This is a genomic window from Rubrivivax sp. A210, from assembly GCF_904426505.1.
Classification (GTDB): Bacteria; Pseudomonadota; Gammaproteobacteria; order Burkholderiales; family Burkholderiaceae_C; genus Rubrivivax.
The window spans coordinates 1-26,562 of record NZ_CAJGBN010000001.1 but is presented as its reverse complement, the minus strand read 5'-3'; the positions used below and the strand labels follow the sequence as shown (position 1 = coordinate 26,562).

Sequence of the window (26,562 nt, the reverse complement as noted above, 5' to 3'; positions counted from 1 at the left end):
GTCCAGATCCTCCTGTTGGAATGGCTGGCAGGCATTGTAGGCAGGCAGGCCTCAGAGCGAGGGCGTGAGGGCTTGGACGCTCAGCACCTGGGCCTGGGCATGGCCGTCGGCCCACACCGCGCGCACCGCCTGGCCCGGCCGCAGCGCTAGAGCCGAGACCACCGGCCGGCCGTCGGCCGCCTCGATCCAGGCATAGCCGCGCTGCAGCACGCGGTGCGGATCGTGGGCCTGCAGGCGCAGCGCCGCCGCTTCCAGACCGTGCGCCTGACTTTCCAGCTGGCGCGCCGCGCCGCGCCCCAGACGCTGGGCGAGAGCCCGGCAGGCCTCCAGCTCGGCCTGCTGCTGCTGGCGCAGCGCCCGCGACAGCCGCGCCGCGGTGTCAATCAGGCGCTGGCCCTGGCCGGCCAGCGACCGCGCCGGCTGGCCCAGGCGCAGCGCCAGCGTGTCCAGGCGCTGGGCGCGCGCTTGAAGCATGCGTTCGGCCGCCACCTGCAGCGCGGCCTGGCGCGCCTGCAGCTGGGCCAGCAGCTCGGCCAGGGCCGGCGCCGCCAGCTCGGCCGCCGCGGTGGGCGTGGCGGCTCGCAGATCGGCCGCCAGGTCGGCCAGCGTCAAGTCGGTCTCATGGCCCACCCCGCAGACCACCGGCAGCGGGCAGGCGGCGATGGCGCGCACGACGCGCTCATCGTTGAAGGACCACAGGTCTTCGAGCGAGCCGCCGCCGCGCACCAGCAGCAGCGCGTCGACCTCGCCCCGCTGGCCGGCCAGGCGCAGCGCGGCCTCGATCTGCGCTGGCGCCTCGGCACCCTGCACCAGGGTCGGATAGATCACCACGCCCACCTGGGGCGCCCGCCTTTGCAACGCCGTCAGCACATCGCGCAGCGCCGCTGCGCCGGGCGAGGTCACCACGCCCAGCAGACGCGGAAAAGCCGGCAGTGGCCGCTTGCGCGCGGCATCGAACAGGCCCTCGGCGGCGAGGCGGTTGCGCCGGCGCAGGAACTCCTCGTAGAGCGAGCCCACGCCCACGCGCTGCAGCGCCTCGACGATGAGCTGCAGTTCGCCGCGCGATTCATAGACACCCAGCCGCCCGCGCAGCTCGACCTGCTGGCCATCGGCGGGCGCGAAGTCGAGCAGGGCCGCGGCGCGGCGGAACATCGCGCAGCGCAGGAGGGCCTGGGCGCCGTCGGCATCCTTGAGCGAAAAGTAGCAGTGGCCGCTGGAAGCGCGCGTCCAGCCTGAGATCTCGCCGCGCACGGCCACAGAGCCAAAGCGCGCAGCAAGTGCATCGCCCGTGGCCAGCAACAGCGCGGCCACACCCCAGGGCACGCGCGCCGCCAAAGGCATTGCGGGCTCAGTCACGCGATAAGCCCCGGTTGGCGCGGCATTGGAACTCCACAGCCGCACCATCAGGTCCTCGCCCGCGCATGCTTGCGGTCACAGCCCCGACACGATGATGCAAGTAATTGATTTGCATGAAAAAAATGAATGCACTGTGACTGTGCATCACGTCGGCGACCTGCCAAAGTGACGGCACAAGCGCAAAAGCCGCGCGTTTGCCCACAACGTTATCCACAGATTGAGGCTTGCGGCAGCAGGCGCGAAAGCGGCTACACCAGACGTTGCCTTTGCGAGGGCTGAAGGCGGCCGGGCTTGCCCCATAATCCGGCGCCACGCGCACCGCCACTTACGAGCAGCACGAGACAAGCCTTGCTTTCGATCATACAAGCGGCCGGTTGGCCGATCTGGCCCCTGATGCTGTGCTCGGTGGTCGCCATGGCCCTGGTCATCGAGCGCCTCTACCACCTGCGCCGCACCGTGGTGGCGCCGCTCAAGCTGGTCGATGAGGTCATAGGTGTCACGCGCTCCAGCCTGCCCACCGCCGACGTGGTGAACAAGCTCAACGACAACTCGGTGCTCGGCGGCGTGCTCGCCTCCGGCCTGCGCGCCATCATCGCCGAGCCCCGCATCCAGGAGCCCGCGCTGCGCCAGGCCTTCGAGAACGCCGGCCGCAGCGCCGTACACGGCCTGGAGCGCTACCTCAACACCCTGGGCACCATCGCCGCGGCGGCGCCGCTGCTGGGCCTGTTCGGCACCGTGGTTGGCATGATCGAGATCTTCGGCTCGCAGGCGCCGGGCGCCGCGGGGGGCAGCAACCCGCAGCAGCTGGCCCACGGCATCTCGGTGGCGCTCTACAACACCGCCTTCGGCCTCATGATCGCCATCCCCTCGCTGATGTTCTACCGCTACTTCCGCGGCTGCGTCGACGAATTCCAGCTCGCCATGGAACTGGCTGCAGAGCGCATGGTGCCGCATCTGCTGCGCTTCGCGGTCAAGGGCTGACGATGAAGTTCAGCCGCCGCCGCATCGAGGAACCGGAGATCAACCTGATCCCCTTCATCGACGTGCTGCTGGTGGTGCTGATCTTCCTGATGCTGTCGACCACCTATTCGCGCTTCACCGAGCTGCAGATCAACCTGCCGGCGGCCGATGCCGAGAAGCTGCGCGACCGGCCTTCCGAGGTCATCGTCGCGGTGGCCGGCGACGGCCGCTACTCGATCAACCGCAAGGCGGTCGACGGCCGCAGCGTCGAGGCCCTCACGGCCGAGCTCTCAGCCGCCGCCGGTGGCCGCCCCGAGACCGTGGTCATCATCTCCGCCGACGCGCTGGCGGCCCATCAGGCGGTGATCAACGTGCTCGACGCGGCGCGCCGGGCCGGCCTGTCGCGGTTGACCTTCGCCGCCCAGGGCGGCAACGGCCGCTGATGCCTTTTCGCCGCGCCACATGAGCCTGGCGGGACATTTCGAGAGGCATCTCACCCGCCACTGGTGGCAGTCGCAGTCGCAACCGACGGCAATGCGCCTGCTGCTGGGCCCGCTGGCGCGGCTGTACGGCGTGCTGGCGGCGAGCCGGCGGCGCCACACCGTGGCCCAGCGCGCGCCGGTGCCGCTGCTGGTGGTGGGCAATGTGGTGGCCGGCGGTGCCGGCAAGACGCCGGCCGTGATCGCCCTGGTCAAGGCCTTCCAGGACGCAGGCCGGCGCCCGGGCGTGATCTCGCGCGGCTTCGGCCGCAAGAGCCGCGCCGTCACGGTGGTCAGCGGCGAAAGCTCCCCCAGCGAGGTCGGCGACGAGCCCCTGCTCATCCACCGCCGCACCGGCGTGCCGGTCTGCGTGGGCCGTGCCCGTCACCTCGCGGCCCTGGTTCTGTGTACGCGCCATCCCGAGATCGACGTGCTGATCGCTGACGACGGCCTGCAGCACCACGCGCTGGCGCGCGACGCCGAGCTGCTGGTGTTCGACCAGCGCGGCATCGGCAATGGCCAGCTGCTGCCCGCGGGCCCGCTGCGCGAGCCCATGCCCACCGCACTGGGACCGCGCATGCGCGTGCTCTACACCGGCGGCTGGCCCAGCACCACCCTGCCCGGCGCACTGGCCACGCGGCAGATCGCCGCCGCCTGGCCGCTGGATGCCTGGCGCGCCGGCGACATCAGCCAGGCCCAGCCGCTGGCCGCACTGCGCGGCCGCCGCCTGCTCGCCGCGGCAGGGCTGGCGGCGCCGGAGAAGTTCTTCGCCATGCTCGAGGACGTGGGCCTGCTGATACGCCGCCTGCCCCTGCCCGACCACTACGACTTCGCCACCCTGCCCTGGCGCACCGACACCCCCGAGGTCGTCGTCACCGAGAAGGACGCGGTCAAGATCAATCCCGAACTGCTGGGCACGACGCGGCTGTGGGTGCTGCCGCTAGACTTGCGCCTGCCCGACTCGCTTGTCGCCGAGTTGCTGACCCTGCTGAAACGCCGCCCATCATGAGCCTGGACCACCGCCTGATCGACCTGCTGGTATGCCCCCTGTGCAAGGGCGCGCTCGAGATGCAGCGCGACGCCGAGCAGCGCCCGGTGGCCCTGAGCTGCCGCGCCGACCGCCTGGCCTTCCCCATCCGCGACGGCATTCCGGTGATGCTCGAGAGCGAGGCCCTGCCCTTCGACAGCGCGGCCGAGGCCGCCCGCGCTTGATGAAGTTCAGCGTGCTGGTGCCGGCGCGGCTGGCGTCGACGCGCCTGCCCGACAAGCCGCTGGCCGACATCGCCGGCAAGCCCATGGTGGTGCGCGTGGCCGAGCGCGCGGCGCTGAGCGGCGCCGAGCGCGTCGTCGTGGCCTGCGATGACGAGCGCATCGCCGCGGCCTGCGCCGCCCACGGCGTACAGGCCGTGCTGACGCGCGCCGACCACGCCAGCGGCAGCGACCGCCTGGCCGAGGCCTGCGGCCTGCTGCAACTGGATGGCGACGACATCGTCGTCAATGTGCAGGGCGACGAACCCCTGATCGAACCCGCGCTGGTGCGGCGCTGCGCCGAACTGCTGGTGGAGCGGCCCGACTGCGTGATGAGCACGGCCGCCCACGCACTTGCCGATGTCGCCGAATACCTGAACCCGAATGTCGTGAAGGTCGTGCTCGACGCCGCCGGCCGCGCGCTCTACTTCAGCCGCGCGCCCATCCCCTGGCGGCGCGACGGCCCAGCCTCCGATGGCGGCGGCGTCACCACCATTCCCGTCAGCCCGCAGCCGCTGCGCCACGTCGGCCTCTACGGCTACCGCGCCGGCTTTCTGCGCCGCTTTCCGGCGCTGCCGGCCGCACCGCTCGAGGCCTGCGAAGCGCTGGAGCAGCTGCGCGTGCTGTGGCACGGCGAGCGCATCGCGGTGCATGTGGCCGCCGTCGGGCCCGGCCCGGGCGTCGACACGCCGGCCGATCTGGCGCGTGTGAGAGCCCTGTTTGCCTAGGGCGCCTCGCGTCAGCTTGACGCCGGGAAGCGCGTGATATTCTCGATTCGAGACAGGCGGCCGCGCCCCCGCACGGCTGCGCGAAGAACCACGACAACACGAGGAACCCGATGAGACTCATCCTCCTGGGCGCACCGGGCGCCGGCAAGGGCACGCAAGCCACCTTCATCTGCCGGCATTTCGGCATTCCGCAGATTTCCACCGGCGACATGCTGCGCGCCGCCGTCAAGGCCGGCACGCCGCTGGGCGTGGAGGCCAAGAAGGTGATGGACGCTGGCGGCCTGGTGGGCGACGACATCATCATCGGCCTCGTCAAGGAACGCATCACCCAGCCCGACTGTGCCAAGGGCTTCCTCTTCGACGGCTTCCCTCGCACCATCCCGCAGGCCGAGGCCATGAAGCTGGCCGGCGTCAAGATCGACCTCGTGCTCGAGATCGACGTGCCCGACAGCGCCATCGTCGAACGCATGAGCGGACGCCGTGCCCACCTGCCCTCGGGCCGCACCTACCACGTCAAGTTCAATCCGCCCAAGGTCGAGGGCAAGGACGACGTCACCGGCGAGCCGCTGATCCAGCGCGACGACGACAAGGAAGAGACCGTTCAAAAGCGCCTGCAGGTCTACCAGAGCCAGACCCGGCCGCTGGTCGAGTACTACTCGAAGTGGGCGGCTGCCGGCGACGCGCAGGCCCCGCGCCATGTGTGCATCGACGGCACCGGCACGGTCGAGGCCATCACCGCCCGCGTGATGGTCGCCGTCGGCGCCTGATTCGAGGCCGGGAGCGCCGCGCATGGACATCGCAGGCAAGGTCTTCATCGTCACCGGCGGCGCCTCGGGCCTGGGTGAAGGCACGGCGCGCATGCTGACCGCGGCTGGCGGCAAGGTGGTCGTCGCCGATCTGCAGGTCGAGGCCGGCCAGGCCGTGGCGGCGTCGATTGGCGGCGTCTTCGTCAAGTGCGATGTCAGCCAGGAGGCCGACGGCCAGGCCGCGGTGGCTGCGGCCACGGGCCTGGGCAAGCTGATGGGCCTGATCAACTGCGCCGGCATCGCGCCGGCCGTCAAGACCGTGGGCAAGGACGGTGCCCACCCGCTGGCCGCCTTCGGCAAGGTGATCACGGTCAACCTGGTCGGCAGCTTCAACATGATCCGCCTCGCCGCCGAGGCCATGTGCAAGAACGAGCCCGAGGCCACCGGCGAGCGCGGCGTGCTGATCAGCACCGCCAGCGTGGCCGCCTACGATGGCCAGATCGGCCAGGCCGCCTATGCGGCCAGCAAGGGCGGCGTGGTGGGCATGACCCTGCCCATCGCGCGTGATCTGGCGCGCAACGGCATCCGCAACATGACCATCGCGCCGGGCATCTTCGGCACGCCCATGTTGTTCACCATGCCGCAGGCGGTGCAGGACGCCCTGGCCGCCGGCGTGCCCTTTCCCAGCCGCCTGGGCACGCCCCAGGACTACGCCAAGCTGGTGAAGCACATCCTCGAGAACGAGATGCTCAACGGCGAGGTCATCCGCCTCGACGGCGCGATTCGGCTGGCGCCGAAGTGAGCCTGGCCCGCCCGTCCTGAGCGGCGGCTTGGCGCGTGGCGCCATGGCCCCGGCGCTGGGGGGTGGCTGCTGGCTGGCGCGCACCGGGCGCTAGCCGAACACCCTCCTTAGTCGCCCGCGCCGCAGTGGTGCGGTTGCGTCATCCTGTGGCCCTCAAGCAAGAACGCCCTCGGCAAGCCGAGGGCGTCACGTTCAAACCTGCCTGATCTGCCGGCGCACCTTGCGGGCGCCGGCAGCCGGGGCCGATGGTCAGAACTGGTAGGAGGCGCGCACGTAGTACTTGCGGCCGGTCGGATCAGCGAAGCGCGGATCGTAGTTGGCCTGGAACACCTCGCCCTGGTTGGAATAAGGCGGATCGCGGTCGGTCAGGTTGTTGATGCCCAGCGTCAGGCTGAGGTTCTTGATGCCGGCCCAGGTGACGTAGGCATCGTAGGTCTCGTAGGCGCCGACCGTGTTGCTCGGATCCTGGTCGAGGTAGGCGCTCTTGAAGTGGCCGACGCCACCCAGGGTCCAGGAGCCGACGTTCCACTGCGCCGTGGCGGCGTGCTGCCAGCGGAAGATCGGGCCCGCGCCGACGTAGACGCTGACGTTCTGGTTGTAAGGGCCGCCAATGAAGTCCTGGTACTCGTACTTGCTGACGTAGGTGCCGTTCAGGCCCAGCGTCAGGCGGCCCATGTCGCCCAGGCTCTGGCGGAAGGTGGCCGAGAGGTCGATGCCGTGGGTGTTGGTGTTGCCCAGGTTTTGCTGGCGCAGATCGAGGTAGCCGCAATCCGAGCCCGGGCAGGAGAAGCCGTCGATGGACAGGTCGCCGCTGGCATTGCGCTTGATGTAGCGGCCGAAGGTGACGGCATCACCCAGCACGGTGTTCTCGGACAGCGCGGCGATGGAACCCTTCACCCGCACCCACCAGAAATCCAGCCCCAGCGACACGTTGGCAGTCGGCTCGAGCACCAGGCCGAAGGTCAGGTTCTTGGCCTTCTCGGGCTGCAGGTCGGTGTTGCCACCGGTCAGGCGCTGGAACTGCACGCTGCAGACCAGGGCCTTGGACTTGCCGGCAATCGGCGCACCAGGGTCGCCGGGGCAGTTGACCGGATCATTCACCGTGCCGGTGTTGGTGAAGGCCGGCGCAGCGTTCAGCTCATACAGCGACGGCGCACGGAAGCCGGTGGAGTAGCTGCCGCGCAGCAGCACTGCCTTGGACGGCTGGTAGCGCAGCGTGAACTTCGGGTTGATGGTGTCGCCGAAGTCGCTGTACTTGTCGTAGCGCACCGCGGCCGTGGCTTCGAACTGCTTGGTGATGGGCACACTCAGCTCGGTGTAGAGCGCCGAGACCTTGCGATTGCCCTTGGACAGGGAATCGGGGTCGACACCGGTGCTGGCCACCAGCAGTTCGGCCACCGGCTTGTTGGCCTGGGAGATGAAGTCTTCCTTGCGCAACTCGGCGCCGACGGCCAGGGCGGCGGCGCGGCCGCTGCCGAACCAGTCACCCAGCTCGCGGCTGACCTTGCCGTCGACCGCGGTGACCTTGCCACGGTGGTTCTGCAGGTTGCCACCCAGCAGCGCATCCTGAATGGCGGCGGCACCGGCGGCGTCCTGAGCGCGGCTGAACGGATTGATCAGGCCGTTGGCCATGGCCACCGCGATCTTGTTGCCGTCGGAATAGCCGGCAACAATTTCCTTGATCTTGTTCTCGTTGTAGCTGACGCCGAGCTGGTAATCCCAGCCCGCCAGCACGCCGTCCGCGCTGGCCAGCAGTCGCTGCTGGTCATTGATGGAGGTGTTGCTGCGCGAGCCGCCGTCCATGGCGCGCCACTTCACGATGATGAAGCCGGGCTGCAGCGTGACGCCGGGCCGCGGGCTCATGTTGGTCTGCGTGAAGGCGGGGTTGATCACGAAGCCCGGGGTGATGGCGCCCGGGTTGCCGGGGAAGTAGGGATTGAGCGAGCCGTCAGGGCGGTTCTTGTTCATCCACAGCGTGCCGTAGGGAACGGGCGCGATCTCGGTGGTGGACTCGTTGCGGGTCTTGAAGTATTCGAGGGCCAGGGTGTGATCGCCCAGGCGCAGCGCGCCGCGCAGCATGGCCGAGGTGCGCTCGGATTCGGGCGTGTAGTCGACGAAGCTCGCTGTCTTGATGAGGCAGGAAGTGAGGGCATCATCATCCGGCGTCAGAAATGATGGGGAGGTGCAATCGGGAGCCGACGGGTTGGCAGTGACTGCGCCGTCCTGCAAATAATTGGCCGGGAAAGGCGTGGGCGACAGGCCGCCGGGGAAGCGGGCGTTGAACGGGCGCTGCAGGCCGTCGATGCGGTGCTGGCGGTTGAGGTCCAGGAAGCCGAATATGTTGAAGCCCTGCTTGTCCAGATCGCCGAAGCCGAAGCCGACGTTCGCAGACTCGGACTTGCCGCCCTTGCCCGAAGGCGCGTCGGCGCCCAGCGTGATGCTGCCGCCCTGGTAGTTGTTGCGGGTGATGAAGTTGATCACGCCGCCGATGGCGTCGGTACCGTACAGCGACGAGGCGCCGTCACGCAGCACTTCCACGCGATCAAGCGAGGCGAACGGGATCATGTTCAGGTCGACCGCGGAGCCATCGATGGCGTTGTTTGCGATGCGGCGGCCATTGAGCAGCACCAGCGTCTTGCTGGCGCCGATGCCGCGCAGGTCGGCAAACGCCGCGCCGCCGGTGCCCGCACCCACCTGCTGGCTGGAGCCCTGGGTCAGTTGCACCGCGCTGAGCGAGTTCATGATCTGCTCGACGCTGGTCACGCCCTGCGACTTCAGCTCTTGCATCTTGATGATCGTGACCGGCACGGCGCTCTCGGCATCGATGCGCTTGATGGCCGAGCCGGTGATCTCGACGCGGTCGACGGCCTGTGCCGCAGCCGGCATCGAGACCATCGCCGCCATGCTGCCCAGCGCCATCAGCACGCCGGTGCAAACCTTGGTTTTCTTGAACATGAACCTCACTCCTGTAGAAGGTAATTACGTCACCTCCGTAACGAAGCATGCTCCGTACCAACCAAGCCGGCTGGGCTTCGGGCAACCGCGTCGACGGAAAGCGGGTGGTCGGAGATTGTCACGGAGCCGTTACGAGGCCACTCGGGAGAAACCCACGACCGTTGCGGCGGGGTTGCACATCGGTTGAGACGGCCTACCGGCCTGCCTGCACACCGGCTCCGGAAAAGGCCATGGCGGGCCAGGGCCCGCCATGCTGGTGCGCCACGGGCTGGGAAGCCCGCGGCGCAGGGGTGCCTGATCCGGATCAGAAGGTGTAGGCGGCTCCGAACCGGATGTAGCGGCCGCGCAGGTCGTCGGTCTGGGCAAAGCCCAGCGTGCGCGGGTCGTTGTTGGAGAACGGCGGCTGCTTGTCGGCCAGGTTCTGCACCGTCATCGACAGGCGCAGGCCCTTGAAGCCGGAGTAGACGACGGCCGCGTCGAAGGTGTCGAAGTTGCCCACCACCGGCGTGGTCCGGTTGGCCGGGGTCGAGGCCGTGGCCTGCGGCTTGTCGAAGAACTTCGAGCGGCTGTTGGCGGTGAGGCTGAAGTCCCACCCGTCCGTGGCCAGGCCCACGGTGGCCTGGGTGCGCCAGCGCGGCAGGTTCAGCAGGTTGGTACGGCTGAACAGCGGCGCGTCGGGCAGGTCGGCGTACTTGTACTTCTCGTAGTAGGTGCCGCTGGCGTCGAAGCGTGCCCGGCCCAGCGGCGTGGCCACGCGAATGCCGCCGCTCAGGTCGAAGCCCTGGATCTCGCGCTTGCCCAGGTTGCCCGAGGGTCGCTTGATGAGGGTGATGGTGCCGTTGGTGTCGCGCGTGACGGTCACGCCCGGGTTGCCGGGCAGCGCCGTGGTGGCGTTCTTCACATAGGGCACGTTGTCGATGGCGTACTGGGTCGGCACGTCACCCACTTCGTCGGTCTTCTCGATGATGAAGTAGTCCAGGCCCAGCGTGATGTCCTTGACCGGCTCGAGCAGCACGCCGAAGTTCATGCTCTTGGACTTCTCGGGCTTGAGCAGCGCGTTGCCGCCCGACTGGCGCGTGTACTGCAGGCGCGGGCAGTTGGCGGCAGGCACGGGCGTGGGCACCGCATTGGCACAACCCTGGAAGTCCTGCACCGAATCGGCGCTCTCGTTGGTGCCGCCGAAGAGGTCGCGCAGCGAGGGCATCTTGAAGCCCTCGGAGTACGAGGCGCGCAGCAGCACTTCCTTGATGGGCTGGACGCGGATCGCGATCTTGGGCGTGGTCGAGCTGGTGCCGCCCTCGTAGCGGTCGGTGCGCAGCGCGAGCTGCATCTCGATCCAGTTGGTGAAGGGCAGCGCCAGTTCGGCGTAGGCCGCCGTCAGGTTGCGGCTGCCGGTGACCGGGCCCTGCTGGATGCTGCCGAAGACGTTGCCGGCCTGCGAATTGAGGCCGGGGATGTCGGCGATCTCTTCCTTGCCGAAGGTCACGCCCACCGAGTAGCCGGCAGCGCCACCGGCCAGCTTGAACAGGTCGCCCGAGACACGGCCTTCGACGAAGGTGTTGGTGGTCTCGCCCTGGCGCGTGTCGCTGGACTTGATCGAGTCGAGCACCGACTGCGGGTTGGTCAGCGAGAAGGGGTTGAAGGTGCCGGCATTGATGGCCGCCGTCATCTTGTCGAACAGGAAGTAGCCGCCGTCGACGTTCTCGGCCTTGTTCTTGGCCTGGCCGACGGCGATGTTGACGTCCTGGCCGGCGATCACGGTGTCGACCCCGACGACGAAGCGCGTCGCGTCCGAGGTGTTCTCAGTGGTGCGCGGGCCGGCCTGCAGCGGACGGCCTCGCACCGTGATGTCTTGCACAAACGGATTGGCGGGGTGCGGTATGGCACTGCCGGTGCCCGCGAGCGCAAAGTTGCCCGGCGTCGGCGCGGCGCTGGCGAAGCTCTCGCTGCGCGCGAACAGCACTTCACCGAAGATCGAGGTGTTGTCGCTGGCGCGGATGCGGCCGGTGACGATGCCGCCCAGGCGCTCGGTGCCGAACAGCGTGCTGCGATAGGGCGCGAAGTCGAACAGGCAGCTCGAGCTGGCGGCGTCACCCGGGGTCAGCGGCGAGGGCGAGACCACCAGGCTGGGGTCCGGGCAGGGCTGGAAGGGCGACTGCTTGCCGGTCACCGGGTTGACGAAGTTGCCGGTGGGTGCAAAGGTGGAGAGCTGGTTGCCGCCGCCCTTGAAGCGCCGGAAGTCGGCCGTGCGCGTGCGCTCGCGGTCGAGGTTCATCAGCGGGTCACGCTTCATGTAGCTCAGGTTGACCATCACGTTGAAGCGGTCGGTGTCGATGTTGCCGAAACCCAGCGTGCCGCCGACATCGGTCTGCTTCACGTCGCCGCGGTTGGAGACGCCGTAGCCGCCGGTGATCTCGGCGCCGCGGTAGTCCTTGCGCGTGATGAAGTTGATGACGCCGCCGATGGCATCGGCGCCGTAGATGGCCGAGGCGCCGTCCTTGAGCACCTCCACGCGCTCGATGGCGCCCAGCGGGATGGTGTTGAGGTTGACGAAGGCGCCGTCAAAGCCATAGTTGGCCAGGCGCCGGCCGTTGAGCAGCACGACCGTCTGGTCGCCGCCCAGGCCGCGGAAGCCGGCCGAGGCCGAGCCCGTGGCGTTGGGGCTGTTGGAGATCAGCTCGTCGTTGAAGCTCGACATGTACGACAGCGAACGCAGCAGATCGTTGGTCGAGGTGACGCCCTTCTTCTCGATGTCGAGACGGGTGATGACCTCCACCGGCAACGGACCTTCGGCAGCAATGCGCTTGATGCGCGAGCCGGTGATTTCAACGAGTTGGCCGGATTGGGCCAGCGCCGGCAACGCGAGCATTGCGCCCAACGCCACGAGAACGCCTGAACAGACCTGGGTACGCTTGAACAACATGTGATCCGACTCCTGAGTGTGGATTGCCTTATGAGCTCACTCGCCGCCACCGCCGCAGCGGCCAGGTCTGCCTGGCCGCCGCCAGCGTGCGAACGGCGTGCGCAGGAATTCTAACAGCAACACTTGTTCACACGGCAGCAAGGCCGGCGCGCCATTCATGGGCATAGGCGGCGCCGCATCGGCAACAGCACCGTGGTTACACGCCGGTTACCTTACGAATCAAGCACTTGGCGCGAGGTCCAGGAGCAATACCCCCCTGCGTTCAAGGGGGCCTGTCTAGGGCATCTCCCTAGCGCAACGACGAGGCCTTCGTTGGGGCAGAGCAACACCCGCCCCGGCCGAACGCTCAGGCCGCCGTCTGCAGCCGCGGCACCGCCGCCAGCAGGGTGCGCGTGTAGTCCTGTGCCGGGCGCTCCAGCACCTCGGCGCAGGGGCCCTGCTCGACGATGCGGCCGGCCTGCATCACGGCCACGCGGTCGGCGATGTACTCGACGACGCCGATGTTGTGGGTGATGAAAAGATAGCTCACGCCCAGCTCGCGCTGCAGCTCGCGCAGCAGGTTGAGGATCTGCGCCTGCACCGAGACATCGAGGGCCGATGTCGGCTCGTCGCAGACGATGAGGCGTGGCTGCACCGCCAGGGCGCGAGCGATGGCGATGCGCTGGCGCTGGCCGCCCGAGAACTCGTGCGGGTAGCGGCCCAGGGCGTCGTGCCGCAGGCCCACCTGGTCGGTGAGCTTCTCGATGCGGGCGCGGCGGTCGGCGGCCGTGAGGTCGGGCTGCAGCGCGGCCAGGCCTTCTTCGAGGATGTCGAACACGCGCATGCGCGGGTTGAGGCTGGCAAACGGATCCTGGAAGATGATCTGGATCTGGCGCCGCGCCGCGTGCAGTTCGTCGCCCTGCATCGCGAGCAGGTCGCGCCCTTCCAGCAGCACGCGCCCCTCGGTGACCGAGACATGGCGCAGCAGCTGCACGATGGCCTTGCCGGTGGTGGTCTTGCCGCAGCCCGACTCGCCCACCAGGGCCAGCGTCTCGCCGGCGCCCACCTTGAAGGAGACGCCGCCGACGGCGTCGAAATGCCCCTTCACGCGCTGCAGCACGCCACCGCGGATGGGAAAGCGCACGCGCAGGTCCTGCACCTCGAGCAGGCCGGCGCCGGCCTTGGCTTGCGCGGGTGCCGCCGCAGCCGCGGCCTCGCGCGGCGCGGCGGGCACCACCACCGCGCCCGGCGTGTAGAGCAGGCAGCGCACCTGGTGGCGCGGCGCCACCTCGGCCAGTTCGGGCAGGGTGCCGGCGCAATGCGGCATCGCGCGCTCGCAGCGCGGCGCGAAGCGGCAGCCGCTGAACTGCAGCGTCAGCGGCGGCACGGTGCCGGCGATGGCCTCGAGCGGCGCGCTGCGGCGGTCGCCGCCGGGCAGCGCGCGCAGCAGCGCGGCGGCATAGGGGTGCCTGGGCGCGGCAAAGAACTCGGCCGCCGGCGCCACCTCGATGATCTGGCCGGCATACATCAGGGCCACGCGATGGGCCATGCCCGAGACCACGGCCAGATCGTGGGTGATGAGCAGCAGGCCCATGCGGCGCTCGCGCTGCAGATCTTTCAGCAGGTCGAGGATCTGGGCCTGGATGGTGACGTCCAGCGCCGTGGTCGGCTCGTCGGCCACCAGGAAATCGGGCTCGGCCGCCAACGCCACGGCGATCATCACGCGCTGCTTCTGGCCGCCGCTCATGCGGAAGGGGTAGTCGTCGATGCGGCGCTCGGGCTCGGGGATGCCGACGCGCGTGAGCCATTCGATGGCCTTGGCGCGCGCCGCCTCGCCGCGCAGCGCGGTGTGGGTCTCGATGGCCTCGACGATCTGCGCGCCCACCTTCATCACCGGGTTGAGGCTGGTGCCCGGCTCCTGGAAGATCATGCCGATGCGGCCCCCGCGCACCGAGCGCATCTGCGCCTCGGGCAGGCCGAGCACGTCAACCTCGTCGCGGCCGGCGCCGATGCGGATGTCACCGCCGGCCACATAGCCGTTCTCGGGCAGCAGGCGCAGCAGGGCCAGCGCCGTCATGCTCTTGCCGCAGCCCGATTCGCCCACCAGCGCGAAGGTCTCGCCGCGTTCAATGGAGAGCCGCATGCCGTCGATGGCGCGCACCAGGCCGGATTCAGATTCGAGTTCGACCCGCAGGTCATGGATGTTCAGCATGCTCTTAGCTCGCCTTGCGGGTTGCGATGACGCGCTTGCTGCGGAAGCTGCGCGCCCGCGGGTCGAAGGCGTCGCGCACGCCGTCGGCAAAGAGGTTGGCCGCCAGCACCAGCGTGACCATGAAGCCGAAGGCCGAGGCGAAGCTCCACCACACCAGGGGGTCGCGGCTCATCTCGTTGCGGGCCAGGTTGATCATGCCGCCGAAGCTGTTCATCGAAGGATCGACGCCGACGCCGACATAGGACAGCACGGCCTCGTACAGGATCAGCGAACTGAACTCAAGCACGGTGACGATGAGCATCAGGTGGGCGACATTGGGGAACACATGCCGCGCCAGGATGCGGCCGTGGCCGACACCGAAGGCCGCCGCGGCCTGCACGTACTCGAGCTCGCGCAGCTTCATCGTCTCGCCGCGCAGTAGCCGGCACAGGCCGGCCCAGCCGGTGAGGCCCAGCACGGTACACAGCAGGAAGAGCTTGAGGTCGGCGCGCTCGGCGCCGGTCTCGAAGAGATCGGGGTTCTTGTCGAGGAAGACCTGCACCATCAGCACGCAGGCGGCGATGAGCAGCACATTGGGCACCGAGGACAGCACGGTGTAGATGTACTGGATGAGCTCGTCGACCCAGCCCTTGAAGTAGCCGGCCAGCAGGCCCAGGCTCACCGCCAGCGGCAGCGTCGCCACCGTGGCCAGGGTGCCGATGACGAAGGCCGTGCGTATGCTCTTGAGCGACTGGTAGAGCACATCGTTGCCCGTGAGGTCGGTGCCCAGCAGATGGTAGGGCCCGGACAGCGCCGCCGCCGGCCCCACCAACAGGCCCAGCGCCCACAGCGTGGCCAGCGCCACATGCCAGGGCACCTGGCCCTGCCGCCCGCGCACATGCTGCCAGGCCGCCGCCAGGCTTTCGCGCCGCGCCCGCGCCAGCGCCGCCAGCAGCGCCACGCTGGCCGCCAGGGCCAGCAGGGCGCCCATCACCAGGCCGCCCCCGGCGCGCACCAGCACGTCGCCGGCCCAGTCGGCCTCGGGGTTCTTGAGGTGCTTGCCGCCGAACACCAGGCGCGGCGCCACGCGCTTCACCTCGCCATTGACGAGCATCGACTCCTTGGTGAAGCCCAGGTAGGACAGCGGCCGTGAATAGGTGGCCTCGCGCGAGGCCACCAGGTCGGCCAGCAGCGCGTCGAGCAGCGAGCGCGTGCGCGTGTCGTAGGCCACCGCGGCATTGGGGGCCGAACCGGCCGCTGCGAGCCGGGCGCGGTAATGCACGCTGTCGAGCAGGGTCACGCCCAGGCAAAGCAGCAGGATCAGCGACGAGGCCAGCGCCGGCCCGTCGCGGAAGACCTTGCGCCAGTTGGCGGCGAGGTCGGGCTTGCGCACCACGGCCGCGGCATAGGCCACCAGGGCCAGCAGCAGCAGCCAGATGGCGGCATCGGTCCAGAGCAGTACGAACTTCGGCATGGTGGTCGGGCCCCGTCAGCTCAGGCGAACCCGGGGGTCGACCCAGGTGTAGGCGATGTCGATCAGCACATAGGTGGCGATGTAGAGCAGCGAGCCCAGGAAGACCATGGTGCGCACGATGGCGAAGTCCTGCTTGCTGATGGCCTCGATGACGTAGGCACCCAGGCCCGGCAGGCCGAAGAAGCTCTCGAACACCAGGCTGCCCAGGAAGACATAGGGCAGGTAGGCACCGGCGCTGGTGATGATGGGAATGAGCGCATTGCGCAGCACATGGCGGTAGAGCACCACGCTTTCGGCCAGGCCCTTGGCCCGCGCGGTGCGCACATAGTCCTTGCCGATCTCCTCGAGGAACATGGCCCGGTACAGCCGCGCCTCGCCGCCCAGCCGCGCGATCAGCGACAGGCCTATGGGCAGGGCCAGGAACTTGGCTGCGTCGAGCCCGCTGGCATAGCCCGAGATCGGCGCCAGCATCAGCACGCGCGAGAACATGTACTGACCGACGATGATGTAGAAGAGGCTGCTGATCGACAGCATCACGACGCAGCTGACCACGCCCCAGAAGTCGAGCGGCGAGTGCCTGAACATCACCAGCAGCAGCGCAAACGCCGTGCTGGCGATGACCTGCAACACGAACAGTGGCAGCGCCATCTGCAGGCTCACCCACATGCGCGAGCTGACCTCGTGCGAGATGTCGCCCGCGCTCTCGCTGTCGGCGCGGCCGAACTTGAGCGCGAACAGCGACACCGAGCGCTCCCAGAAGATGGTCTCCGTGAGTTGCTCGCCGCCAGCCTTCTGCGCGTTCAGGTACAGCGGCTTGTCATAGCCGCGCTCGGATTTCCACTTCTCTATCGCCTCCTGGGTGACGCGCTTGCCACCCAGGTTGAGGCGGGCCATGTCGTCGGGCGTGTTGACGGTGAAGAAGAGGATGAAGGTGGCCAGGTTGACGCCCAGCAGCACCAGCACCGCATAGAGGCTGCGGCGGAAGAGGAAGTTGATCATGGTGTCCGGGGCTCCGTCAGGCCAGCACTTCGCCGCGGGCATTGGTGCGCTCGCGCCGGCGCAGGTGGCGGCGCGCGATCCACACCAGGGCCGCCACCGCCGCCAGCACCAGGCCCAGCGGCCACCAGATGGGGCGGTTCCAGGTTGCCAGGCGGGCCAGGCGATCTTGTACGTCGACGCGCAGGTAGCGGCCATGGTCGCGGATCAGGATGGCCGGCTTGTAGTTGCGCACCCATTGCTGGGCGGCACCCGAGGTGTAGGGGAAGAAGCCCATGGTCCAGGGCGCGTCCTCGCGCACCAGCTTGATCATGTCGTCGATGAGCTTCTGCTTCTCGGGGCCGTCATCCATGGTCTTCATGGTGGCGAAGAGGCGGTCGTACTCGGCGCTGGCGTAGTTGGCGGTGTTCTCGCCGTCGAACTTGGTCTTGCCGGTGGGGCCATAGAGCAGGAAGAGGAAGTTCTCGGCATCGGGGTAATCGGCCAGCCAGCCCAGCCAGAAGACCTGGTACTTGCCCTTGCGCACCTTGTCCTGGAACTGGTTGTTGTCGGTGGCGCGCACCTCGAGCTGGATGTCGATCTTGGCAAACTGGCGCACCACCCAGTCGATCTCGGGCTTGCGCTCGGGCGTGGCCGGCGCGTAGTAGTCGTAGTTCACCACCAGCGGGCGGCCGGTCTTCTCGTCGCGGCCATTGGGGTAGCCGGCCTCGGCCATCAGCTTCTTCGCTTCGGCGATGGGGCGGCGCACCGCCTTGCCGTCCTGCCAGACGTGGGTGACCGGGTTCACGCCCTCGGCCGTGCCCTGGCGCGAGCCGAAGATGCCGGGCGGCAGCGGGCTCATCGCGGTGTCGCCGGCCTTCTTGGGAAAGACCTTGGAATACTCTTCCCAGTCGATGGCGATGCTGATGGCCTGGCGCAGCTTGCGGTTGCGCGCCTTCTGCTCGGGCGTGTTGACGCCGGCGTCGCCGTCGCCGATCACCGGGTCGAGCATGTTGAAGGCGATGAAGTAGCTGTTGACGTCGGAGCCGCGGTTGAGGCGGAAGCCCTTGTCCAGGTATTCGCGGCGCACGTCCTCGCTGTCCTGCATCGCCACCAGGTAGTCCATGCCGGTGTCGGTGCGCTCGAACACCTCGACGTCGTAGAAGCCCTGGCGGAACTTGCCCTTCTGCGGCACGGCCTCGCGCTCGATGGTGGAGACCAGGGTGTCGATGAAGGGCATGGGTTTGCCGCAGTCGTCGAGCAGGCCGGCCTCCTTGTCGCCCGGCATGCCTTCGCAGGGGTAGGTTTCGACGCGGTAATTGGGGTTGCGCTTCATCACATGGCGGCGGTCCTTGATGTACTCCACCATCATGTAGGGCCCCGTGCCCACCGGCCACATGTCCAGCGTCAGGCCGCGCTCGGCCAGGCCGGGCTGGGCGTAGAAGGCATCGGCCTCCCAGGGAATGGGGGCCATGAAGGTCATCTGCATCCAGTAGCTCCACTGCGGGTACTTGCCCTTGATGCGGATGCGCAGCAGGTGCTTCTCGGGCGCGCTGGCGCCGGCCAGCGGCCAGCGGCGGAAGTCGAGGAAGGGCTTGTCCTGGCTGGACGGGTCCAGGCCCTGGCGCAGCAGCTTGTCTTCCTGCCGGATCAGCACGCCGTATTCCTTCAGGCCCACCACGTACTCGGCGAAGGTACTGAAGATGGGCGCGGTGATGCGCGTGGTGGCATGGCGCTTGAGCGCGTAGACAAAGTCCTCGGCCACCAGTTCGCGCGTGCCCTGCAGTTCAAAGTCCAGCGGCGTGCGGCGCTCGCCCAGCTCACCCGGCTTCATGGCGTGGTAGGCGTAGCGGCCCTGGGCATCTTTCGCGAAGGCCGGGTGGGGCTGGAACATCACGCCGGTCTTGATGGGCACGTCGTAGATGCTCTCGGCCACCTGCTCGCCGGGCGCGTCGTCGGGCAGGCTCTGGCCGTTCTTGTCGACATAGCGTGGCTTGGCCACCGCGGCCGCGGTCTTGGGGATGAGCTGGAAGGGCCGCTTGAGGTAGTGGTAGCCGTAGGGCGGCTCGTAGATCTGGTAGGTGTAGGCGGTGTCGTTGTTCCAGTAGGACGCCGTCGGGTCGAGGTGGCGCGGCGAGTTCTCGATCACCGCGCTGTGCAGCGTGTTGGACGCAGCCGAGCGGTCGGGCCAGGGGTTGTTGTTGCAGCCGGCGGCCAGCCAGCCGGCCGCGGCCAGGGTCAGCAAGCGCAAGGCCTTACGCCAGGATTCAGTTGATCCGCGCATGCGGTCTCTCCATCGAAATTCCACGCTCACCACCCCAGCAGCACATTGCGCCCGTCCACCAGCAACTGCACCCGCCGCCCCACCGGCAGCGTGAGCTTGGGCTGCACATGGCCGAAGGGCAGGCCGGTGAGGATGGGTACCTTGGTGAGCGCGCGCAGGCGCGCCACCACCGTCTTCATCGTGTAGCCGCGGTCCAGCGGCGACGGCTTCCAGGCGCTTACCGCGCCCACCAGCACCGCCTTCTGCCGCCCCAGAATGCCGGCCTGCAGCAACTGCAGCAGCATGCGCTCGACGCGGTAGGGGTGCTCGTTCACATCCTCGAAGAACAGGATGCCGGCCTTGGGCGCAGGCATCCAGGGCGTGCCGAGCAGCGCGCACAGCATGCTGAGATTGCCGCCCCACAGCGTGCCGCGCAGGCCCAGGCCGTCGAAGCCGGCCTCGGTGCGAAAGCCCACGGCCTCGAGTTCGCCGCCCATGGCCTCGGTGAAGCAGTCGCGGGTGACCTCGTCGACCCCGCCGTTGTCGTCGGTGCGGCCGAAGTCGTCCAGCGCCATCGGCCCGGCCCAGCTCTGGGCGCCGTGGCAGGCCAGCAGGCCCAGCTGCAACGCCGTGAAGTCGCTGTGGCCAACCCAGCGCGTGCCCTTTTCGACGGCGCGCGCCAGCAGCTTCCAATCGATGCGCGGCAGCAGCGGCGTGAGGCCGTAGCCGCCGCGCGTGGCCATGGCCACCGCGGGCGCCGCGCGGGCAACGCGGTGAAGGGCCTCCAGCCGCTGCTCGTCAGTGCCGGCAAAGCGCTGGGCGCGCGCCAGCGCCGCCTCGTCGATGGCAGCCGCGAAGCCCAGGCCCTGCAGGCGTTTGGCGGCGCGGCGCAGATCGGCCGGCCGGGCCACCACGCCCGAGGGCGAGAAGAGGGTCAGCGCGCTCATTTCAGCTTTCCAAATTCGGTGAGCCCGATTTCCAGCGCCTCGCCGGTGGGGATGGCGGCGGCCTGTGCATCGGCCACCGGCCGCCGCGCACGGCGGCGCTCGGCGAAGAACTCGCGCAGCAGCGCACCGCAGGGCTCGGCCAGCACGCCGCCCAGCACCTCGGTGTGGTGGTTGAGACGGCTCTCGCCAAAGAGGTTGATCACCGAGCCGGCGGCGCCTGTCTTGGGGTCGGGGGCGCCGAAGACGACGCGCCTGAAGCGGGCATGCATCAGCGCCATCGCGCACATCGCGCAAGGCTCCAGCGTCACGTACAGCTCGCACTCGGGCAGGCGGTAGTTTTCCAGCAGCGTGGCGGCGTGGCGCAGCGCCACGATCTCGGCGTGGGCCGTGGGGTCATGGGTGGTGATGGGGCGGTTGTAGCCGGTGGCGATGATCTTGGGCCCGTCGGCCGAGGGCCGCACGATGACCGCGCCCACCGGCACCTCGCCCACCAGCAGCGCGTTCTGCGCCTGGTCCAGCGCCAGGCGCATGCCCCATTCATCAAGCGGCGCGATGCTCATGCGGCCTGGCCGCCATGGGCATGAAGGCGGCGGCGCTGCTCGCGCGCTGCCTGATGCCGGCGGCGCTGGCCGGCCACCCAGGCCTCGGCATCCAGCGCCTGCAGCGCCGCGGCCAGTTCGCCCTGCTCCGCCGTCAGTCCTTCGGGCTCGACGCGGCGGTATTCGCGCCCCCAGCCGTCACGCCACAGCCAGCCGCTGTCGACCAGCCAGCGGCGCAGTTCCACATGGTCGACGTCCAGCCAGGCCGCGGCGCCGGACAGTGCCGCCTTGAGCTGGGCATTGATGCCGGGCTCGCTGTGCGTGGTGCCCGCGGGCAGCACACGCCAGACCAGTGCGAAGGCCAGGGCCTGGTCAGCGGACGCCAGCCCGCCGAGGCCGACCTCGTTCTTGACCACCAGGCGGGCCAGGCGTTGCTCCAAAGGTGTGGCCGCGACTTCCATGCGGCCATTATCAGTGGCACCAGGGCCTGCCTCCCCCAGGGGCCGCCCGAGGGCTGGACGTCCCGTCACAAGCAAAGGTGCGGGTTATCCCTAGACTATCGCCACCCAGCGGACCTCTTCCGCGTTCAGGAGCCGGTTGAACCCCACCCCCGACATCGCACCCCGCCCTGCCCCGCCCGCGGCGCCCCGCCCTGCCTCCGAAGCCATGGCGCCGCTGACCACCGTTGCGCGCTGGTGGCGAGGCCTGCGCGATCCGGCGCGGCGCATCAACCTGGCCTTGCAGGGCGGCGGCGCCCACGGTGCCTTCACCTGGGGCGTGCTCGATGCACTGCTCGAGGACGGCCGCCTGCAGTTCGAGGGACTGAGCGGCAGCAGCGCCGGCGCCATGAACGCGGTCGTGATGGCCGACGGCTGGGCCAAGGGTGGGCGCGACGGCGCACGCCAAGGGCTGGCCGATTTCTGGGCCGCCGTGGGCCGCCAGTTGCCGGCCAGCATGGTGAGCCAGCGTGAGGGCGACGACATCGCCCTGGCCCCGGTGACGCGCCTGCTGGCGCAATGGGCGGCCTGCTTCTCGCCTTCACAGCTCAACCCACTGGACCACAACCCGCTGCGCGACCTCATCCGCACCCAGGTCGATTTCGAGGCCCTGCGCCGCGCCGCGCCCTTCAAGCTCTTCATCGGCGCCACCCAGGCCGCGAGCGGCCGCCTGCGCGTCTTCCGTGAGCGCGAGCTGACGGCCGAGATGGTGCTGGCCTCGGCCTGCCTACCCAGGATCCACCACGCGGTGCAGATCGAAGGCGAGCCCTATTGGGACGGCGGCTACTCGGCCAACCCGGCCGTGTTTCCACTCGTCTTCGACTGCGCCGCGGCCGACGTGCTGCTGGTGCTGCTGAGCCCGCTGAAGCGCGAAGGCACGCCGCGCACGGTGGCCGAGATCGAGACCCGCCTTGTCGAGCTGGCCTTCAGCGCCCACTTCATGCGCGAGATGCGCCTGCTGGTGCAGACCCTGGACAAGGCCGGCCCGGGCCTGCTGGGCGGCAGCCCGCTGGAGCGCCGGCTGCGCGGCCTGCGCCTGCACATGATCGACAACACCCAGCTGCCCAGCCTGGAACGCACCGACACCCAGTTGCTGGCCTACGGGCCGTTTCTGGAGCGCCTGCGCGACCAGGGTCGCGAGCGCGGCCGGGCCTGGCTGGAGCGGCATCTGCAGGACGTGGGCCGACAGACCAGCATTCCCCTGCGCACGCTCTTCGGTTGATCAGGCGGCGGCCGGTTCGGCCTCTTTGCGGGCCGCCTCCATGTCGACCTCCGGCGGCAGCGCCAGCTGCACGCGACCCTCGGCAAAGCTCAGCCTGCCGCCCATGCCCTCGGCCAGGCGCTGCAAGGCCTCGGCGCGCGCACCGGAAGGGCCGCGCAGCGGGGCCTCGGAAGCCGCTTCGCTGCGGCAGCGCACCAGCACCAGGCCTGCCTCGGTCAGTGTCTCGACGTGCAGGCCGGGGCAATGCGGGCGCGCGCCGGCATCCTCGATGAAGGCCTGCAGCAAGCCCATCATCAGCTCATTGAGCCGGTCGGGCACCAGGCGGCAGGCCGGCAGGCCGGCGGCGCCGACGAAGGCGATCCTGGCACCGCGAAAGCGCCGGTCGAAGCGGTGGAACTGGCACACGGCCTCGACCATGGTGTTCACATCCACCCACTCGGCGGCGTCGCCCCGGCTGGCGGCGAAATCGGAGATCTGGCGCACCAGGGCCGAGACGCGCCGGGTCTGCTCGAGGATGGCGCGCGCCGCCGTGGCCCCGGCCTCGGGCGTGGCCGCATGGCCCGGCAGTTCCTGGGCCAGGCCGGCAATCACGGCCAGCGGATTGCCGACCTCGTGCGCCACATTGGCCGCCATCGCCGCCAGCGCGGCCATCTTCTCGCCATGCCATAGGCGCTCGCGCCGCGCCGCATCCTGCTGAGCCAGGGTCTGGCGGTCGATGATGCGCTGGCCGACATGCACCACCAGCAGCGAGACGCCATAGAGCGCCACCAGCAGGCCGCCGACGATGAACAGCAGGCGGTCGGAACTGCTGTCGACCTTGTCCTGGTTCTCGCTTGCGGCACGTTCCAGCGTGATCTCGTTGGCTGCCGTGATGTGGGCAAAGCGGCTCGAGGCCTCGCGCATCTGGCCCAGGAAGGGCGTCACGTCGGAATACAGCTCCACCACCCCGGCCACCTCGGCGCCGCCGTTCAGGCGCACCGGCACATAGGTGGAGATGACGTCGCGGTTCTCGACCATGCCCTCGAAGGCGCTGAAGCGGTCGCGGTGGGTCAGCTCGCTGGCCGGCTGGCCAGCCATGGCCTGGCGCCAGCCCTGGTTGGACGAGCCGTCGTCGCCAATCTGGCGTTGCTCCGACGAGTAGACGGTGATGCCGCGGCGGTCCCAGACCTTGATCTTGAACACCGTGGTCGACTGCATGGCGGCATAGGCCTTGGTGTCCAGCGCCTTGAAGCCGGGCAGCGCACGGATGCGGGCGCCGATCTCGGCCTGGCAGGCGCGCCGGGCCTCGCCGGCGACGGCGCGGCAGTCGTCGGCCGGCAGCTTCTGGGCCTGGGCCAGCAACGGCGCGATGTCCGAGGCCCACAGCGTGTTGGCCACCAGCCGCGTCAGGTTGACATGGCTGGCTTCGTGTACGGCGAGCAGGCTGTCGCGCGCCGCGGCCTCGTTCTGGCGTGCCAGGATGGCCTGGGCACGCGCGAAGAAGGCGCGCTGCTCGGCCTGCACCTGGGCGAAGAAGATGGACTCATTGCGCTGCAGCACCAGCAGCGCCACCCAGGCACCGATGAAGGCCACCAGGGTGGTGAGCATGAAGTAGCGCATCAGGCGGAAGCCCCCGGCTGCCGCCCCCTCGGGGGTGGCCACCTCGCCGATTGGCCTGGGGACGCCTTTCAATGCCTGCTCGCTTGACGCCGGCAGCGCTCGCCTGCAAGCGCAAAGCCCGGCAAACTCATCCTAGGCGCAGGCGGCCAGCACCGGGCTGACCTGGGTCAAGCAGCGGGCTTGGCGGCCCGCGCTTCAGCGCAGGCCATCTTGGCCGCCGGGCTCGTCCTCGAACTGCGGCTGGGGCCAGTCCAGCAACTCGGCCAGGCGGCACAGCACCCAGCACGCCTCGGGCGCCGGCAGCGCGCCGTCGCCGGAAAGTAGACCGCGGTGAATGCGCTCCAGCACATCGGCCTCGGTCACGCCCAGCTCCCACTGCCTGGTGCGCGCGTGTTCGGTGAGCAGGTTGGCGAGGTCATCGCAATGCTCGTGGCGGGCCGCTATCTCCTCGCGCGGCAGGCGCGGCCGGCTGCGGCCGGGGTCGACGTAAAGCGCAATGAAGGAAGGCGGAACGACGATCTGGCTGTCTTCGGACATGCGGCCATTGTCGGCGCGCTCAGCTGCTGCCCTGGCTGTCCTGCAGCGCGCGCCACATCACCTTGCCGGCGCCGCTCTTGGGCAGCGCATCGACGAAGACCACCTGGCGCGGCACCTTGTAGGCCGCCATGTGAGCCCGCGCCCAGGCCATGATGTCTTCGGCGCCGGTGTGGCCTCGCGCCTCGGGGCGCAGCACGACCACCGCCTTCACGCTCTCGCCTCGGTAGGCGTCGCGGGTGGCGATGACGCAGGCCTCCTGCACCAGCGGGCACTTGAAGAGCAGCAGCTCGACCTCGCTGGGCCAGACCTTGAAGCCGCTGGCGTTGATCATGCGCTTCAGGCGGTCGGTGATGAAGAAGTAGCCTTCCTCGTCGCGGCGGCCAAGGTCGCCGGTGCGGAAGAAGCGCTTGCCGTCCATCTCGATGAAGGCCGCCGCGGTGGCGGCCTCATGGCCCCAGTAGCCCTTGAAGACCATGGGCCCGTGGGTGACGATTTCGCCGGTCTCGCCCGGTGGCAGCTCGGCCAACGTGTCGGGGTCGATGACGCGGCTGTCGACGCCGAAGATGGGGATGCCCAGGCATTGCAGCTTGGCGCGCTCGGGCGGGTTGCCGTGGCTGGGCGCGGCGGTCTCGGTGAGGCCATAGCCCTCGGCAAAGGAAAGGCCGAACTCGGCGCGCAGGCGCTCGGCCACCGCTTGCGGCATGGCCGCACCGCCGCCCGAGAGGTAGCGCAGGCTGGACAGGTCGAAGCGCTTGTAGTTGGGGCTGGCGAAGAGGTCGATGATCATGGTCGGGATGCAGGTCCAGTGCGTCACACGGTGGCGCGAGATCAGGCGCCCGGCGAGTTCGCGGTCCCAGCGCGGCAGCACCACCACGGTGCTGCCCAGGTAGACCGAGCCCAGCACGCCGTACATCAGGCCGGTGATGTGAAACATGGGCACGACGCCCAGGCTCACCGATTCGGCGCTGGCCTGGCCCCAGAGGCCGCCGCCCACGGCATTGCTCATCAGCGTGCGGTGGCTGTGCATGCAGCCCTTTGGCGCTCCGGTGGTGCCCGAGGTGTAGGGCAGCAGGGCCAGGTCATCGGGTTCGGCCCGCGCCGGGCCGGGCGCATGGCCGCTGTCCAGGGCATCGCGCCAGCGCGTCAGCGTCACCGCGCCTGCCAAGGCCGATGCCGAAGGCAGCGGCGGATCGGCGCGCAGCCAGTCCAGCAGCGCCGGCGCGGGCATCTCCTCGGGCGCGATTTCGTCGGGCAAGGCCTCGGCCAGGCGGGTGACAAGCAGGTGCTGCAGGCGTTTGCCGGCCGGCAGGCGGGCATCGGCCTCGGCCACGATGGCGGCAAGGTCGGCGCTGGTGATGGCGACGCGGGCACCTGAGTCGGCGATGCAGTGGCCGAACTCGTCGGCGCGGTTCATCGCGTTCACCGGCACCACCACCGCGTCGGCGCGCAGCACGCCGTAGAAGGCAACCACGAACTGCGGGCTGTTCTGCATGAAGAGCAGCACGCGGTCGCCGCGCTGCAGGCCGCGCGCCTGCAGCCAGCCGGCCAGGGCCTCGGCCTGGCGATGCAGTTCGGCGTAGCTCAGCGCGCGGCCGAAGAAGCGGTAGGCCGCCTTGCGCGGGTAGCGCCGCGCGCTGGCCTCGAGGTTGAACCACAGCGTGGTCTCGGGCACCACCAGCTGGCGCGGCAGGCGCGCGGGCCAGTAGGCGGTGGGTGCCGGGGTGGACGGCGGGGTGGGCGTGCTTGCCGCTTCGCTGCTCATGGGGTGCTCCTGGAGCCAGCCCCGGGTGTAGCGGCATTCGCCGGTGCCGTCAGCTAGCCCAAGCCCGGCTTGACAGCGGTGGACCGGCCGGCATCAGTCGCGCTTGGCTTCCTTGCGCCACTTGAGGCAGTCGGGATGGGATTGCAGATCGCGCTTGAGGCAGGCGCGCTCCATGCACACGAAGTAGGCGAGCAGCTTCTTCTCGCTGCAACTGGCCTCGGGGCCGAGCGGCTTGGGCGGCTCGGCCGACACCGCGATCGAGGCCGCCGGCGCGGCCGGCGCCGGGGCCGGCGGGGGTGGCGCCGCCACCGGAGCGGGCTCGGGCGGCGGCGCGGGCTGGGTCTCGGCCGTCGCCGCCTGCACCGGGGCCGGCGCAGGTG

Annotated in this window: 21 protein-coding genes and 1 pseudogene; 8 read left to right on the top strand and 14 right to left on the bottom strand. The window is 69.5% G+C overall.

The features are described 5' to 3' along the window. Positions 1-51: 51 nt before the first annotated feature. Positions 52-1,404 (bottom strand): exodeoxyribonuclease VII large subunit, encoded by a 1,353-nt coding sequence (gene xseA / locus JMV16_RS00110; protein WP_411565002.1) that lies wholly within the window; start codon positions 1,402-1,404, stop codon positions 52-54. Positions 1,405-1,704: 300 nt separating this feature from the next. Here xseA and JMV16_RS00105 point away from each other — a divergent pair, with 300 nt between their 5' ends. From JMV16_RS00105 to JMV16_RS00075, 7 genes are all read left to right on the top strand, one after another. Then, positions 1,705-2,337 carry a MotA/TolQ/ExbB proton channel family protein gene (locus JMV16_RS00105; protein ID WP_201492125.1) on the top strand — a complete coding sequence of 211 codons (633 nt, stop codon included), beginning with the start codon at positions 1,705-1,707 and terminating at the stop codon, positions 2,335-2,337. A gap of 2 nt (positions 2,338-2,339) precedes the next feature. After that, a complete protein-coding gene (locus JMV16_RS00100) occupies positions 2,340-2,759 on the top strand; it encodes an ExbD/TolR family protein (protein WP_201492124.1) in 420 nt (139 codons plus the stop codon). A 19-nt stretch (positions 2,760-2,778) separates the two neighbouring features. Further along, complete coding sequence (gene lpxK / locus JMV16_RS00095) at positions 2,779-3,804, top strand: tetraacyldisaccharide 4'-kinase (RefSeq protein WP_201492123.1); 1,026 nt, start codon at positions 2,779-2,781, stop codon at positions 3,802-3,804. Further along, on the top strand, positions 3,801-4,007 hold the full coding sequence (locus JMV16_RS00090; protein WP_201492122.1) for a Trm112 family protein: 207 nt from the start codon (positions 3,801-3,803) through the stop codon (positions 4,005-4,007). The genes lpxK and JMV16_RS00090 overlap by 4 nt, the downstream gene beginning before the upstream one ends. Continuing rightward, positions 4,007-4,771, top strand: coding sequence for a 3-deoxy-manno-octulosonate cytidylyltransferase (gene kdsB, locus JMV16_RS00085; protein WP_201492121.1), 765 nt, complete (start codon positions 4,007-4,009; stop codon positions 4,769-4,771). Before JMV16_RS00090 ends, kdsB begins: the two co-directional genes overlap by 1 nt. Before the next feature lie 110 nt (positions 4,772-4,881). After that, a complete protein-coding gene (gene adk, locus JMV16_RS00080; RefSeq protein WP_201492120.1) occupies positions 4,882-5,538 on the top strand; it encodes an adenylate kinase in 657 nt (218 codons plus the stop codon). A gap of 22 nt (positions 5,539-5,560) precedes the next feature. Next, the gene (locus tag JMV16_RS00075; RefSeq protein ID WP_201492119.1) at positions 5,561-6,319 is read left to right on the top strand and encodes a 3-hydroxyacyl-CoA dehydrogenase; all 759 of its coding nucleotides are present in this window, start codon (positions 5,561-5,563) and stop codon (positions 6,317-6,319) included. A 249-nt stretch (positions 6,320-6,568) separates the two neighbouring features. On the opposite strand, the gene JMV16_RS00070 is transcribed toward JMV16_RS00075, so the two are convergent. The 9 genes from JMV16_RS00070 to JMV16_RS00030 all read right to left on the bottom strand — a co-directional run bounded on the left by JMV16_RS00070 (position 6,569) and on the right by JMV16_RS00030 (position 21,026). Then, positions 6,569-9,274: a TonB-dependent receptor gene (locus tag JMV16_RS00070; protein ID WP_201492118.1), complete on the bottom strand. Its 2,706-nt coding sequence runs from the start codon at positions 9,272-9,274 to the stop codon at positions 6,569-6,571. Between the two features lie 304 nt (positions 9,275-9,578). After that, entirely contained in the window at positions 9,579-12,197 is a 2,619-nt protein-coding gene (locus JMV16_RS00065) for a TonB-dependent receptor (protein WP_201492117.1), read from the bottom strand. Between the two features lie 346 nt (positions 12,198-12,543). Further along, the gene (locus tag JMV16_RS00060) at positions 12,544-14,388 is read right to left on the bottom strand and encodes an ABC transporter ATP-binding protein (RefSeq protein WP_201492116.1); all 1,845 of its coding nucleotides are present in this window, start codon (positions 14,386-14,388) and stop codon (positions 12,544-12,546) included. A gap of 4 nt (positions 14,389-14,392) precedes the next feature. Further along, complete coding sequence (locus tag JMV16_RS00055; RefSeq protein ID WP_201492115.1) at positions 14,393-15,841, bottom strand: ABC transporter permease; 1,449 nt, start codon at positions 15,839-15,841, stop codon at positions 14,393-14,395. A 15-nt stretch (positions 15,842-15,856) separates the two neighbouring features. After that, on the bottom strand, positions 15,857-16,840 hold the full coding sequence (locus JMV16_RS00050; protein ID WP_201492114.1) for an ABC transporter permease: 984 nt from the start codon (positions 16,838-16,840) through the stop codon (positions 15,857-15,859). Between the two features lie 16 nt (positions 16,841-16,856). Further along, complete coding sequence (locus JMV16_RS00045; RefSeq protein ID WP_201492113.1) at positions 16,857-19,100, bottom strand: ABC transporter substrate-binding protein; 2,244 nt, start codon at positions 19,098-19,100, stop codon at positions 16,857-16,859. Between the two features lie 26 nt (positions 19,101-19,126). Next, positions 19,127-20,026: an LD-carboxypeptidase gene (locus tag JMV16_RS00040; protein WP_201492112.1), complete on the bottom strand. Its 900-nt coding sequence runs from the start codon at positions 20,024-20,026 to the stop codon at positions 19,127-19,129. Then, positions 20,023-20,586 (bottom strand): tRNA adenosine(34) deaminase TadA, encoded by a 564-nt coding sequence (gene tadA, locus JMV16_RS00035; protein ID WP_201492111.1) that lies wholly within the window; start codon positions 20,584-20,586, stop codon positions 20,023-20,025. The genes JMV16_RS00040 and tadA overlap by 4 nt, the downstream gene beginning before the upstream one ends. Continuing rightward, entirely contained in the window at positions 20,583-21,026 is a 444-nt protein-coding gene (locus JMV16_RS00030; RefSeq protein ID WP_201492110.1) for a DUF2087 domain-containing protein, read from the bottom strand. The genes tadA and JMV16_RS00030 overlap by 4 nt, the downstream gene beginning before the upstream one ends. Before the next feature lie 205 nt (positions 21,027-21,231). Here JMV16_RS00030 and JMV16_RS00025 point away from each other — a divergent pair, with 205 nt between their 5' ends. Further along, positions 21,232-22,284, top strand: coding sequence for a patatin-like phospholipase family protein (locus JMV16_RS00025; RefSeq protein ID WP_201492109.1), 1,053 nt, complete (start codon positions 21,232-21,234; stop codon positions 22,282-22,284). Here the strand turns inward: JMV16_RS00025 and JMV16_RS00020 are convergent, their stop codons facing one another. The 4 genes and pseudogenes from JMV16_RS00020 to JMV16_RS00005 all read right to left on the bottom strand — a co-directional run. Continuing rightward, positions 22,285-23,925 carry a histidine kinase dimerization/phospho-acceptor domain-containing protein gene (locus JMV16_RS00020; RefSeq protein ID WP_201492108.1) on the bottom strand — a complete coding sequence of 547 codons (1,641 nt, stop codon included), beginning with the start codon at positions 23,923-23,925 and terminating at the stop codon, positions 22,285-22,287. A gap of 153 nt (positions 23,926-24,078) precedes the next feature. Next, positions 24,079-24,420, bottom strand: a complete 342-nt coding sequence (locus JMV16_RS00015) for an ATPase with chaperone activity (RefSeq protein WP_201492107.1) — start codon at positions 24,418-24,420, stop codon at positions 24,079-24,081. Positions 24,421-24,439: 19 nt separating this feature from the next. Next, positions 24,440-26,182, bottom strand: a complete 1,743-nt coding sequence (locus JMV16_RS00010; protein ID WP_201492106.1) for a long-chain fatty acid--CoA ligase — start codon at positions 26,180-26,182, stop codon at positions 24,440-24,442. A gap of 93 nt (positions 26,183-26,275) precedes the next feature. Next, positions 26,276-26,562, bottom strand: a pseudogene (locus JMV16_RS00005) (hypothetical protein); the annotation flags it as partial.

Bases quoted from the DNA above. Each gene is read 5' to 3' on its own strand.
- xseA (WP_411565002.1), bottom strand. From the start codon at position 1,404: ATGGTGCGGCTGTGGAGTTCCAATGCCGCGCCAACCGGGGCTTATCGC.
- JMV16_RS00100 (WP_201492124.1), top strand. From the start codon at position 2,340: ATGAAGTTCAGCCGCCGCCGCATCGAGGAACCGGAGATCAACCTGATC.
- lpxK (WP_201492123.1), top strand. From the start codon at position 2,779: ATGAGCCTGGCGGGACATTTCGAGAGGCATCTCACCCGCCACTGGTGG.
- JMV16_RS00090 (WP_201492122.1), top strand. From the start codon at position 3,801: ATGAGCCTGGACCACCGCCTGATCGACCTGCTGGTATGCCCCCTGTGC.
- kdsB (WP_201492121.1), top strand. From the start codon at position 4,007: ATGAAGTTCAGCGTGCTGGTGCCGGCGCGGCTGGCGTCGACGCGCCTG.
- adk (WP_201492120.1), top strand. From the start codon at position 4,882: ATGAGACTCATCCTCCTGGGCGCACCGGGCGCCGGCAAGGGCACGCAA.
- JMV16_RS00075 (WP_201492119.1), top strand. From the start codon at position 5,561: ATGGACATCGCAGGCAAGGTCTTCATCGTCACCGGCGGCGCCTCGGGC.
- JMV16_RS00070 (WP_201492118.1), bottom strand. From the start codon at position 9,274: ATGTTCAAGAAAACCAAGGTTTGCACCGGCGTGCTGATGGCGCTGGGC.
- JMV16_RS00065 (WP_201492117.1), bottom strand. From the start codon at position 12,197: ATGTTGTTCAAGCGTACCCAGGTCTGTTCAGGCGTTCTCGTGGCGTTG.
- JMV16_RS00060 (WP_201492116.1), bottom strand. From the start codon at position 14,388: ATGCTGAACATCCATGACCTGCGGGTCGAACTCGAATCTGAATCCGGC.
- JMV16_RS00055 (WP_201492115.1), bottom strand. From the start codon at position 15,841: ATGCCGAAGTTCGTACTGCTCTGGACCGATGCCGCCATCTGGCTGCTG.
- JMV16_RS00050 (WP_201492114.1), bottom strand. From the start codon at position 16,840: ATGATCAACTTCCTCTTCCGCCGCAGCCTCTATGCGGTGCTGGTGCTG.
- JMV16_RS00045 (WP_201492113.1), bottom strand. From the start codon at position 19,100: ATGCGCGGATCAACTGAATCCTGGCGTAAGGCCTTGCGCTTGCTGACC.
- JMV16_RS00040 (WP_201492112.1), bottom strand. From the start codon at position 20,026: ATGAGCGCGCTGACCCTCTTCTCGCCCTCGGGCGTGGTGGCCCGGCCG.
- tadA (WP_201492111.1), bottom strand. From the start codon at position 20,586: ATGAGCATCGCGCCGCTTGATGAATGGGGCATGCGCCTGGCGCTGGAC.
- JMV16_RS00030 (WP_201492110.1), bottom strand. From the start codon at position 21,026: ATGGAAGTCGCGGCCACACCTTTGGAGCAACGCCTGGCCCGCCTGGTG.
- JMV16_RS00025 (WP_201492109.1), top strand. From the start codon at position 21,232: ATGGCGCCGCTGACCACCGTTGCGCGCTGGTGGCGAGGCCTGCGCGAT.
- JMV16_RS00015 (WP_201492107.1), bottom strand. From the start codon at position 24,420: ATGTCCGAAGACAGCCAGATCGTCGTTCCGCCTTCCTTCATTGCGCTT.
- JMV16_RS00010 (WP_201492106.1), bottom strand. From the start codon at position 26,182: ATGAGCAGCGAAGCGGCAAGCACGCCCACCCCGCCGTCCACCCCGGCA.